We start from the raw sequence: 11078 nt of genomic DNA, 5'->3' as shown, positions 1-11078 counted from the left end.
TAAAGAATTTAATCGCCGGCTATTTGCAAGTTATTCGATGAAAAAAGTTATAATATAACCGATCGAAGATGAATTAGTCGTTATCCTTGATCTTACGGTGAACCAGCGCTGCGGGAGTGTGCAGGTAAGAGATAGAAAAAATTCAGCTCCTTACCACGGGGGCAAGGAGCTGAAAGTGTAACGTTACCGTTTTAAATTAATGCTGATGAGACGGGTGGGAATCGAACCCACAACCTTTGGTTTAGAAGACCAATGCTCTATCCGGTTGAGCTACCGTCCCGGACCATCTTAGTATAAAGAGCGGACCGGAACTTGTCAATCACGATCAGAAACCACCATAATAATAGTCAAGTATTTCAAGTAAGCGTTTGACGACGGTTTGTAATGAACATATAATAGGGAGTAAGGGATAGAGAAGGTACGTTTTATATCAAAGACACCAGCTAGTGTCAAGGTTCTTGAATGGGGGTTCGGTAAGATGACAGTCATTAAACAAGATCCACGGGTTGTTAAGACCCAAACAAACTTACGCCGGGCATTAGTTTACCTGATGCAACACGAAAAGCTGGAAAATATTTCCGTCCAAAAAATCACGAAGACCGCCAATATCACACGGGGGACCTTTTATCTCCACTACCGGGATAAGCAGGACTTTGTCGAAGCGGCGATGAATGGGATTATCGACCAGCTCTTTGAACACGTCTTGGAGAAGGGGACCCCCCGTGAAGTCACTGACGGTAAGATTTTGCAGACCATGAGCGTTAGCGAGACCTTTTCTTATATCAAGAAAAATGCCGATGTCTTTACGGTCTTGTTGAGTGGCCAACAAAACCGTTACTTCTACCAACAGTTGTATAACCGGCTAACCGAAGTAATTACCAATTACGCCAAGGGGCTCGGGACCGACCTAGAGGAAATTGACGTTCCCCTGCGGATCCAGGTCGCCTTTATTACCTCGGCGCTGTTGGGGTTGATCATCCGCTGGTTGGATGGGGGGTTAATCTACACACCACGTTACATGACCAGCAGCTTGGAGAAGATGCTCAACAACTTTGCTAGCAGTCACCTGTTGATTATCTCCTTCTTGGATTTTCAAACCCATAACGGCTTAGAAATTTAAATAAAATTGGGACCGCCTTTTCGTTATTGAGTTGACGAAGGGGCGGTTCTTTGGTAAAATCAAAACGTTGTATTTGTGACCCCACAACTACAACCGCACGATGGCGAGTTTAAAAGCATTCGCTACTCGTCTTGGCGAGTCTTAATTTAAGGAGGTGCACAGAATGTACGCAATTATCGTAACTGGTGGCAAGCAATACAAGGTAGAAGCAGGTCAAGCAATCTACGTTGAAAAGCTCGATGCTCAAGCAGGTGACAAGGTTACCTTTGACAAGGTTGTCTTCGTAGGCGGTGACGACACTAAGATCGGCACGCCATTTGTTGACGGCGCTTCTGTTGAAGGAACTGTTGACAAGCAAGGCAAGGAAAAGAAGGTCGTAACCTTCAAGTACAAGCCAAAGAAGCACACCCACACTAAGCAAGGTCACCGTCAACCGTACACGAAGGTAACGATCGACGCGATCAACGCTTAATGAGGTGTTAAAATGATTCGAGTCTCATTTACGGTGACGCCGGATCAGAAAATTACATCGTTTAAGATGACCGGGCACGCTGAATCTGGTCCTGATGGGCAAGATATTGTGTGTGCCGCGGTCTCGGCTCTGACAATTACCACTGTAAATGGTTTGGAACGGGTGCTGAAAAAAGAAGCCACCGTTACCCAGGATGTGGCCAATGGGGGGTACCTCGAGGTTACCTACATTGATCAGGGTCACGATGCTCAATTAATTCTCCGAGTCTTTGCGAGTGGCCTTATGGATCTTCAAGAGCGCTACGGAGAATTCCTTGAGGTTAAAATGTTTTATTAATCTTTTGCTGGAGGTGAACAACTATGATTATGGATCTTCAATTCTTCTCCCACCACAAGGGGGGCGGTTCCACTGCCAACGGTCGTAACTCCGCCGGTCGGCGTCTTGGTACTAAGGCTGCTGATGGTTCCGTAGTTACTGCCGGTTCAATTCTTTACCGTCAACGCGGTACCCACATCAACCCAGGTGAAAACGTTGGTCGCGGTAACGACGACACCTTGTTTGCACTGGTTGACGGCGTTGTTAAGTTCGAACGCCTTGGCCGGGACAAGCGTAAGGTTTCCGTTTACCCAGTGGCTGAATAAGCTCATAATAGACCGTAAGCAATTTGCTTGCGGTTTTTTTATGTTTTTAAACAAAATTAGTTATAGCGCTCAGGAAGGGGCCAATATGAAGACAAGAATTGAACGACTCCGGGCCGGCTTCGAAAAGCAATACATTGATGCGTTTTTGGTGACCGATAAAACGAACCTCCGCTACCTAACTGGCTTTGACCTAGAACAGGGGGACGGGGGGCTGTTAGTTACCAACACCGACGCCGTGATTATTACGGATAGCCGCTACCAAGAAGCCTTACGGGAGTTTAAATCAGATGAAGTGGTCGCAACGATCACCCAGGATTACTGGGGGGATCTAAATAAGATTTGTAAGGGAATGAAGGTGTCGGTGCTCGGCTTTGAAGACACCCTTAGTTACCGGACCTTTGAACGGTTGGACGACCTGATGGAAGCCGCCATCGTGCCCTTTGACCGGGTGGTGGAAAAGATGCGCCGGGTCAAGGACGCTGGCGAGGTTGAAAAACTGCGTAAGGCTACGCAACTCCACGACCGGGGTTACAACTACCTCTTGTCGATTGCCCACCCGGGAATGAGTGAACGAGAGCTAGCCCTGGAGCTAGACTACTGGATGAAAAAAAACGGGGCCAGCCGGGCTTCGTTTCCAACCATCTTAGCCAGTGGCCCGAATTCGGCTAAGCCGCACGCTACCGTTTCGGCCCGCCACTTAAAGGAAGGGGACTTGGTGACCCTAGACTTTGGCTACTTCGTAGATGGCTACACGGCCGATATGACCCGGACCTTCGCCGTGGGTCAGCTTGACCAACGCCTGGTTGAGCTCCACCACCTGATCGACGCCGCCCAAAAGAACGTCATTAGCCAACTTAAGGTGGGGATGACGGGTAACGAAGCGGATATGTTAGGGCGCAAACCCTTAGAAGACGCCGGGTATGGCGACTACTTCAACCACGGGATGGGTCACGGGATTGGAATGGCGGTCCACGAGTTTCCGGATTCCTTTGGCCCGGCCACTAACCGCTATAAGTTCCGTAACAACGAGGTGGTGACTGTCGAACCGGGGGTTTACCTGCCGGGAGTTGGCGGGATTCGGATTGAAAATGATGTTTTGGTGACCCACATGGGCGCGGAAGTGTTAACTAAGGCCCCCACCGGCCTGTTTGTGATTGGGTGAGAATTTGCAATTTGCCCATGAATAGTGCAAAATGTAAAAGATAACGCATGCGTGGCGTGCCCGATTTAATGTAGATAGGAGGCCAAACCGATGGCTGAAGATTCAACGATTATTTTAAATAGTGACGACCAGTCCTTGGGCAAGATCCAAATTGCCCCCCGGGTTATCGAAATCATTGCCGGGATTGCGGCCAATGAGATTGATGGGGTTTCTAAGATGCACGGTTCCTTAGCAAACAACGTTGGGGAACTGCTGGGTCGCTCCGACCGGCGCCGGGGGGTTAAGTTGTTCAACAAGGACGACCAAACCCTGGCCATTGACGTCGACGTTTACCTCGATTATGGTGCCCAACTACCGAAAGTGGCGGCTGAAATCCAGGATAAGGTTACCCAACAAGTGGCCCTGATGACCGACTTGACGGTGAGCGAAGTCAACGTTCACGTTCAAGGGGTGGTAACGCCAAAAGAAGAACAGGTTGTCGACCCTGATAATTTATTCGGACAAGAAGAAAGTGAAGATGGTGAAGATTAGTGACTTTTAAACGACGCAAAATCCGGGAAGTGGCCTTCCAGACCTTGTTTGCCATGGCCTCGGACCCAGAGGTTGACCGGGAGCAATTATACAAGGAGCTCCTTCCCCTCGCTCCTCAAGAAGAGGTGCCGGCCTACTTGGAAGAGCTGGTAACTGGGGTTAGTGAACACCAAGCCGAGTTTGACCAAGAGATTGAAGGCTCACTAGCGGCGGGTTGGAGCCTTTCGCGGGTGGAAAAGCCGAACTTAATCATCCTACGCTTGGCCCTTTACGAAATGAAGTACGTTGATGACGTCCCAGTGGCCGTGGCCATTGATGAAGCCCTGGAAATGACGAAGAAATTTAGCGATGATAAATCGCGTAAGTTTATCAACGGGGTGTTGGGCCACATTGGGGGGCCGAAAACCACTAGTAACTAGGGAGAGGGGAGCCAAGCGATTAGCAAGGCGCCCTTTTCTTATTTTCAAGCACTGGTTGGGCGTGTTAAAATCAGTCCATGGTAAAAACGGAACTTTGGTGGGAGTTGGTTGTTAATCTCACATCATAATCCGAACATTAACCAGAAAGTAACCACAGTGAGGGAGGAACCATTTACCATGGTAGAATTAATTGACGGCAAGCAATTAGCCAAGCAGCTAAACGAAGAAACTGCGACTCGGGTAGCGGCGTTAAAAAAGCGGGGGATCACCCCGGGAATCGCCGTGATCTTAGTCGGTGATGACCCGGCTAGCGCCATCTACACCCGCAACAAGCACCGCAAGGCCGAAAAGCTCGGGATGAAGTCGGTGTTAAAGACCTTCCCGGCCGATGCCAGCCAAGAAGAGGTTATGGCCTGTGTACAGGAGTTAAACAACGACCCGAGTATTCACGCCATCTTGGTCCAATCGCCCTTACCGAAGCACTTCGATGAAAAAGCGCTCGACAACGCGATTATTCCGGAAAAGGACGTGGATGGTTTCCACCCTTATAACGTTGGCCGGCTCTATAATGACGATCCCGACAAGCGATACCCGGTCTCTTGTACGCCACGTGGGGTGTTAAAGATGCTTGATCACTATAACGTTGACCTGGATGGCAAGGACGTGGTGGTAATGGGACGTTCGATCCTGGTCGGCAAGCCGATGCAATCACTCTTGCAGAACCGGAACGCAACGGTAACGATGCTGTCGGCCCACACCAAGGACGAAGAATTTTACATGCGGCACGCCGACATCTTAATCGTGGCGATTGGTCACCCCCAGTTCGTTAAGGCCCAAGACGTCAAAGAGGGCGCCGTGGTGATTGACGTGGGGATTAACCGCTTAGAAGATGGTAGCCTGTGCGGAGACGTTGACTTTGAAAACGTGAAGGAAAAGGCTAGCCTGATTACCCCGGTACCGGGAGGGGTGGGACCAATGACGATCGCTAGCTTGATGGCCCAAACCGTAGACTTAGCAGAGTGGAGTGAAGAATAAATGATCGCGGAGAAGAACTGTTTAACGGTGGCCCAACTTACCAAGTACGTGAAGCGCAAGTTTGATGCCGATCCCTACCTGAACCGTAACGTTTACGTGGTTGGGCAGTTGACCGACTTTCGCCTGCGTAAAACCCACCAGTACTTCTCCTTAAAAGACGATCAAGCCGATGGGAAGTTCCAGCTTTCCGTGGTGATGTTTCAAAGTGCCTTTGCCAAGGTTAAGTTCACGCCGGAAAACGGGATGCGGGTGATCATTCGGGGACGCCTGTCCGTCTACGAAGCCCGTGGTAATTACCAACTCTACGCCGAGGCGATGGAAGTGACCGGGGTCGGGACCCTGCAGGTGCAGTTTGAGCAGTTGTACAAGAAACTGCGCCAAGAGGGGCTCTTTGACCGACCGAAAAAAACGGTGCGCCCCTTCCCCAAGCGGATCGCGGTGGTAACGTCTAACGATGCGGCCGTCAAGCACGACATCATTACCACCGTCCGGCGCCGTAACCGCCTAGTTCAACTTGTTTTTTACCCGACCCGGGTGCAAGGGGAACAAGCGGCCGGTGAGATCGCCGCCCAGATTAAGCGGGTCAGCGACGCTAACGATTACGATGCCGTGATTGTGGCCCGCGGGGGTGGTTCTTTAGAGGACCTGTGGCCGTTTAACGAAGAGGTGGTGGCCCGGGCGATCAACCAGGCCAACCTACCGGTAATTTCTTCGATTGGCCACGAGACCGACACGACCATTACCGATTTGGTGGCCGACGTACGGACGGCGACCCCAACGGCTGCGGCCGAGGCGGTGACCAAGTGGCCCCTGGCCGACGTCATTGCCGAAGTGGAAAGGGAACAAACCCTGCTGTATACCGCCGAAAAGAGCCAACTGGCGAACCTAAAACAACGCCTCTTGGCCCTGACCGAAAGCTACTTTTTGAAGCAACCTGAGCGCTTGTACGAACGCCAGGTCCAACAAGTCGATGAACTAACTGGCCGACTGCAGAGCGGGGCCCGGTTACTGCTAGCGTCCAGGAGCCGGCGGGTTCAAGAGCTGCAAACCAGCTTGGAGCATCACTCGCCGCGGGCCCAGCTAGCTAAGCAACAGATGCAATTAGCCCGGTTGCAACAGGGCCTACGTGCCGGAATGCGCGGGCACTTGGAAGAAGAGCGGGGCCGCTTGATTCGCTTAGAAGAGGGGCGCCGGGCTTCAACTAACTTGCTACTTCAGGCCACCCAAAACTACCAACGGGGGCAAGCGCAACGCTTAGACACGTTAATAAAGCAGCTGGATGCCCTGAGTCCGCTCAAGGTGTTAGGGCGTGGCTTTGCTTTGGTCACCAAGGATGAACAAGTGGTGGCGGGCGTTGACCAACTGGCGGTTGGTGACGAGGCGACGGTTAAGTTTGAACAGGGCCAAGCCCAAGTAACGGTTACCAAAATTGAAAAGGGGAACAACTAATGGCAAGTCAACCAAAGAGCTTTGAAGAACAACTAGCGAAACTACAAGAAATCGTCACCAAGCTCCAACAAGGCAACGTGTCGCTTAACGACTCGATTGAACTATTTAAGGAGGGGATGACCCTTTCTAACGACCTGAAGGGGCAACTTAATGAAGCCGAAACGACCCTAGCCCAGATGATGGACGAAAATGGGCAGCTGCACCCGGCCGAAGAAAAGGGCGATGACGTTTCAAATAACGGGGTGCAAAACCAGGGCTACAAGTCGCAATTCTTGGATGGGGACGTTTTCTAATGGCACGGCAGTTACAAGAACTAGTGGCTGTGGTTGATGACTACTTGGCGACCCACCTAGCCGGCGCTTGCGATCAGCCGCTCCTGGAAAAGAGTATGGCCTATTCCCTGTTAGCAGGGGGCAAGCGACTACGGCCCACCCTAACGATTGCGGTTGCCGAACTGCTGGGAAAGACCATTGATGACGACTTGGTGCGGGCGGCTTGTGCTTTGGAGCTGATCCACACCTACTCGTTAATCCACGACGATTTACCAGCCATGGATAACGATGACCTTCGTCGCGGGAAGCCAACTAACCACCGGGTTTATGGCCCGGGGGTAGCCACCTTGGCTGGGGACGGGTTATTAACCCTCGCCTTTGAGTGGGTTAGTGATAACCAGTTAAAAGCGCCAGTTCGCTTGCGGCTGGTTCAAGAATTAGCTAAGGCGGCGGGGCCAGCCGGGATGGTAGCGGGACAAGCCACCGATGTGTCAGCCACCGGCCAGGAGTTATCCTTGGCCCAGTTAAAGAAGCTTCACCGGCAAAAGACGGGCGCCCTCTTGCGCTACGCTGTTTTAGCCGGGGGCTTGATTGCGGAACAAGAAACGGCGGTGCTTGATTGCTTAACCACCTTTGGCGAAGCTTACGGGTTGGCCTTTCAGATCTACGATGACATCTTAGATGTGACGGCGACCACGGCGGAAATGGGCAAGGCGACCCATAAGGACCAAGCTGAGCAAAAAAACACCTACCCGGGCTTGTTAGGCTTAGCGGGGGCCAAAGGGGAATTAGAGGCGGCCTTAACCACCGCCCGGGGCGCCGCGGCCGAACTGGGGCGCCTGACTGGTAAAGAGACTGTAATTTTGGATGATTTTTTAGCGTACTATCGCATCTAGGGGTAAAATATGGAAAAAGAACGGGTGGACATTCTCTTAGTCAAACAGGGATTGTTTGATTCGCGTGAACAAGCCAAGCGGGCGGTAATGGCCGGCGAAATTTTGGGGCTCAACAACGAGCGCCTCGATAAACCGGGGCAAAAGATTCCCGTCACCACTACCTTACACATGAAGGGCAAGAAGATGCCCTACGTGTCACGGGGGGGACTGAAGCTTGCTAAGGCCCTCCAAGTATTTAAGATCAGCGTTGAAAACAAGGTGGTCTTAGACATTGGGAGTTCGACGGGGGGCTTTACCGACGTCATGTTGCAAAACGGGGCTAAGCGCTCCTACGCCCTTGACGTGGGGACCAACCAGTTAGTGTGGCAGCTGCGGGATGACCCCCGGGTGGTGGTGATGGAACAAACCAACTTCCGCTACTCGAAAAAAGAGGACTTTACGGCGGGGCAGCCGGAGTTTGCGTCAATTGACGTCTCCTTCATTTCACTGTCGATGATCCTACCCCCGCTGGCTCAGATCCTCACCCCCGGTGGCGAAGTGGTGGCGCTGATCAAGCCCCAGTTTGAAGCCGGTAAGGAACACGTCGGAAAACATGGGATCATTCGCGAGCGTAAGGTTCACGAGGAGGTTTTGACGCGGGTTTTGTCCTTCATGGCCGCGGATGGCTTTGATGTCTTAGGACTGGACTACTCACCGATTAAGGGGGGGCAAGGGAACGTCGAATTCTTGGCGCACCTTAAGTTGGCTACGGGTCCCGCTCAAATTGCTCCCGAGATTGATATTAACCACGTTATTGACGCCGCGTACGCGGAGTTAAATAGCTAAGGAGGAACGTGCAATGAAAAAGGTCGATCGGCAACGCCAAATTCAGCAAATCATTGAAGAAAACGATGTTGAGCGTCAGGATGATTTGGTCCGCCTTTTGGGGGAAGCGGGCATTCAGGTTACCCAAGCGACGATTTCGCGGGATATCAAAGAAATGAAGTTGATTAAGGTGCCGTCGACCCACGGCGGCTACCACTACAGCCTCCCTAACTATCACCAAGAGGATAAAGAAGCGCAACTGACGGCGACGATCAAGAGCAACTTGGTGGAGCTAAAGCGCAGTGACCGAATGGTGGGGTTGGTTATGCAGCCGGGGCACGGACCGTTAATGGCGCTGTTAGTCAATTCCCTTAAGTTCCCGGAGGTCTTTATGGCGATTGGTGATGACGCCAACGTTTTGGTGGTCTGCCAATCCCAAACGGCCGCCGCGGAATTTGAAGAACGGATTGATAGTCTTCGTTAGGAAGCGGGGGAAAGAGTGTGTTACAAGAGTTAACGATCGACAACTTGGCGATTATTGACCACCTATCCCTGGAGTTTGACGACCACATGACGGTCTTGACCGGGGAAACCGGGGCCGGAAAGTCAATTATCATTGATGCCGTTAGCCTACTGGCCGGGGGACGGGGGTCCCAGGAGTTCATCCGCAAGGGAGAAGAGAAGCTCTCCTTGCAAGGGCAGTTTGAAATTCCCAAACTGCCGGGTTACGTCGCCAAATTAGATGAGCTAGGAATCAGCCACGACGACGGGACCTTGATTATTTCCCGTGAAATCCACCGTAGCGGGCGGAACACGATCCGGGTTAACGGGACCTTGGTCAACGCCGCCACCCTTAAGCAATTAGGAAGCGGGCTGGTTGATATCCAAGGTCAAAATGAGCACCAGTTGCTCTTACGCCCGGAGGCGCACTTAGGAATGCTCGACCAGTTTGCTAACGCTAAGGTTCAGCCCCTACTAGCGTCGTACCAAGAGCAGTACCAAGAGTACCGGCGTTTGGAGGCGGCGGTTAACCAAAAGAAGGCCAACGAGCAACAGTGGGCCCAGCGCCTCGACATGTTGCGCTACCAAGTTAAAGAAATTGGTGACGCCGACTTGCGGGCCGACGAAGAAGATGAATTAATCGCCGAACGTGAGCGACTGGAACACTTCCAACAGATCGCCACCACCCTCCAGCAGGTGGTTGGGGTGTTGAACGATGACGAAGAGGCGCCGGTCTTAGACCAGGTCGCCACCATCATGAATGCAGCCCAAGAGATTGCGCCCTTCGATCCCGAATACGATGACCTGGCCCAGTCCCTTTCCGACGCCTACTATTCACTGCAAGACGTTGCCAACCAAGCTGGCCACCAGTTGGATAGCCTCGAGTTTGATGAGGAGCGACTGGCCACGATCAATGCCCGCTTAGCGACGATTGCCGACTTGGAGCACAAGTATGGTGAAAGCTTAGCCGACGTTTTGGCGTACTACGACCAGATCAAAGAAGAGCTTACCGATATGGAGGCCGCGGCCGATTCAGGTTCCGATTTGGAAGAGCGGTTAAATGCGGTCCAGGCCGATTTGTTAAACCAAGGGAACGCCCTGAGTCAAGTGCGGCAAACGGCGGCCCGCAAATTAGCCAAGCAGGTTCACACCCAACTAAAGGAACTGTACATGGATAAGGCGGTTTTTGAAGTGAACTTTGCCAAAACCAAGAAGCCGGTCTTCTCTGCCACCGGGATCGATCAGGTTGAATTCTACATTCAAACCAACCCTGGTGAGGCAATGGGACCCTTGGCCCGGATCGCCTCCGGGGGGGAACTTTCCCGGGTGATGCTGGCCTTAAAGACGATCTTTGCCCAGGGCGAAGGGGTTACTAGCATCATCTTTGACGAAGTCGATACCGGGGTTTCCGGGCGGGTCGCCCAAGCCATTGCTGATAAGATTCGCTTGATTGCCGAGGGCTCACAGGTCCTTTGCATTACTCACTTACCACAGGTGGCGGCGGTTGCCCAACACCACCTCTTAATCCAAAAACGGGTGCACGACCAACGGACCACGACTAGCGTAACGCCGTTAAACACTAACCAACGGGTTGAAGAGTTGGCCCGGATGCTGGCGGGTGATACGATCACCAAGCTTGCTCGCGAGCACGCGTCGGAATTGTTAACGATGGCTAAGCAAAAGGCCCAGGACTAACGGGACCGTTCTCCTTGGTGTGAACAAAAAAACGGCTGAGAGAAAGTAGGGTTTCTCTTAGCCGTTTTTGTATTTTTGTAT

General features: G+C 52.2%; 14 protein-coding genes, 1 tRNA gene and 1 other annotated feature. Of the genes, 14 read left to right on the top strand and 1 reads right to left on the bottom strand.

All coding sequences use genetic code 11. The features are described 5' to 3' along the window. Window positions 1-206 precede the first annotated feature (206 nt). Window positions 207-280 (bottom strand) — tRNA-Arg (locus FG166_RS06715). A gap of 198 nt (window positions 281-478) precedes the next feature. On the opposite strand from FG166_RS06715, the gene FG166_RS06710 reads away from it, so the two are divergent. The 14 genes from FG166_RS06710 to recN all read left to right on the top strand — a co-directional run bounded on the left by FG166_RS06710 (window position 479) and on the right by recN (window position 10997). After that, window positions 479-1120, top strand: coding sequence for a TetR/AcrR family transcriptional regulator (locus FG166_RS06710; protein WP_003683796.1), 642 nt, complete (start codon window positions 479-481; stop codon window positions 1118-1120). A gap of 81 nt (window positions 1121-1201) precedes the next feature. Then, window positions 1202-1272 (top strand) — a sequence feature (ribosomal protein L21 leader region). Window positions 1273-1283: 11 nt separating this feature from the next. Next, the gene (gene rplU / locus FG166_RS06705; protein ID WP_003683797.1) at window positions 1284-1592 is read left to right on the top strand and encodes a 50S ribosomal protein L21; all 309 of its coding nucleotides are present in this window, start codon (window positions 1284-1286) and stop codon (window positions 1590-1592) included. A 12-nt stretch (window positions 1593-1604) separates the two neighbouring features. Further along, window positions 1605-1928 carry a ribosomal-processing cysteine protease Prp gene (locus FG166_RS06700; RefSeq protein WP_003683798.1) on the top strand — a complete coding sequence of 108 codons (324 nt, stop codon included), beginning with the start codon at window positions 1605-1607 and terminating at the stop codon, window positions 1926-1928. Window positions 1929-1951: 23 nt separating this feature from the next. Beyond that, window positions 1952-2233, top strand: coding sequence for a 50S ribosomal protein L27 (gene rpmA, locus FG166_RS06695; RefSeq protein WP_003683800.1), 282 nt, complete (start codon window positions 1952-1954; stop codon window positions 2231-2233). Between the two features lie 85 nt (window positions 2234-2318). Then, entirely contained in the window at window positions 2319-3395 is a 1077-nt protein-coding gene (locus tag FG166_RS06690) for a M24 family metallopeptidase (protein ID WP_024501048.1), read from the top strand. A 90-nt stretch (window positions 3396-3485) separates the two neighbouring features. After that, window positions 3486-3926 (top strand): Asp23/Gls24 family envelope stress response protein, encoded by a 441-nt coding sequence (locus FG166_RS06685; protein ID WP_003683803.1) that lies wholly within the window; start codon window positions 3486-3488, stop codon window positions 3924-3926. Then, window positions 3926-4345, top strand: a complete 420-nt coding sequence (gene nusB / locus FG166_RS06680; protein ID WP_003683805.1) for a transcription antitermination factor NusB — start codon at window positions 3926-3928, stop codon at window positions 4343-4345. Before FG166_RS06685 ends, nusB begins: the two co-directional genes overlap by 1 nt. A 177-nt stretch (window positions 4346-4522) precedes the next feature. Then, the gene (gene folD, locus FG166_RS06675; protein ID WP_003683810.1) at window positions 4523-5380 is read left to right on the top strand and encodes a bifunctional methylenetetrahydrofolate dehydrogenase/methenyltetrahydrofolate cyclohydrolase FolD; all 858 of its coding nucleotides are present in this window, start codon (window positions 4523-4525) and stop codon (window positions 5378-5380) included. Beyond that, the gene (xseA, locus tag FG166_RS06670) at window positions 5381-6829 is read left to right on the top strand and encodes an exodeoxyribonuclease VII large subunit (RefSeq protein ID WP_003683812.1); all 1449 of its coding nucleotides are present in this window, start codon (window positions 5381-5383) and stop codon (window positions 6827-6829) included. Beyond that, a complete protein-coding gene (locus tag FG166_RS06665; protein ID WP_003683813.1) occupies window positions 6829-7122 on the top strand; it encodes an exodeoxyribonuclease VII small subunit in 294 nt (97 codons plus the stop codon). Before xseA ends, FG166_RS06665 begins: the two co-directional genes overlap by 1 nt. Then, entirely contained in the window at window positions 7122-7997 is an 876-nt protein-coding gene (locus FG166_RS06660; RefSeq protein ID WP_003683815.1) for a polyprenyl synthetase family protein, read from the top strand. The genes FG166_RS06665 and FG166_RS06660 overlap by 1 nt, the downstream gene beginning before the upstream one ends. 9 nt (window positions 7998-8006) lie before the next feature. After that, a complete protein-coding gene (locus FG166_RS06655) occupies window positions 8007-8822 on the top strand; it encodes a TlyA family RNA methyltransferase (protein ID WP_003683820.1) in 816 nt (271 codons plus the stop codon). Between the two features lie 13 nt (window positions 8823-8835). Next, window positions 8836-9285, top strand: a complete 450-nt coding sequence (locus FG166_RS06650; RefSeq protein ID WP_003683822.1) for an arginine repressor — start codon at window positions 8836-8838, stop codon at window positions 9283-9285. Between the two features lie 17 nt (window positions 9286-9302). Further along, on the top strand, window positions 9303-10997 hold the full coding sequence (gene recN, locus FG166_RS06645) for a DNA repair protein RecN (protein ID WP_003683824.1): 1695 nt from the start codon (window positions 9303-9305) through the stop codon (window positions 10995-10997). Window positions 10998-11078: the final 81 nt, after the last annotated feature.

It is taken from the genome of Limosilactobacillus fermentum, assembly GCF_013394085.1.
Classification (GTDB): Bacteria; Bacillota; Bacilli; order Lactobacillales; family Lactobacillaceae; genus Limosilactobacillus; species Limosilactobacillus fermentum.
This window is presented reverse-complemented; position numbering and strand designations above follow the sequence as displayed.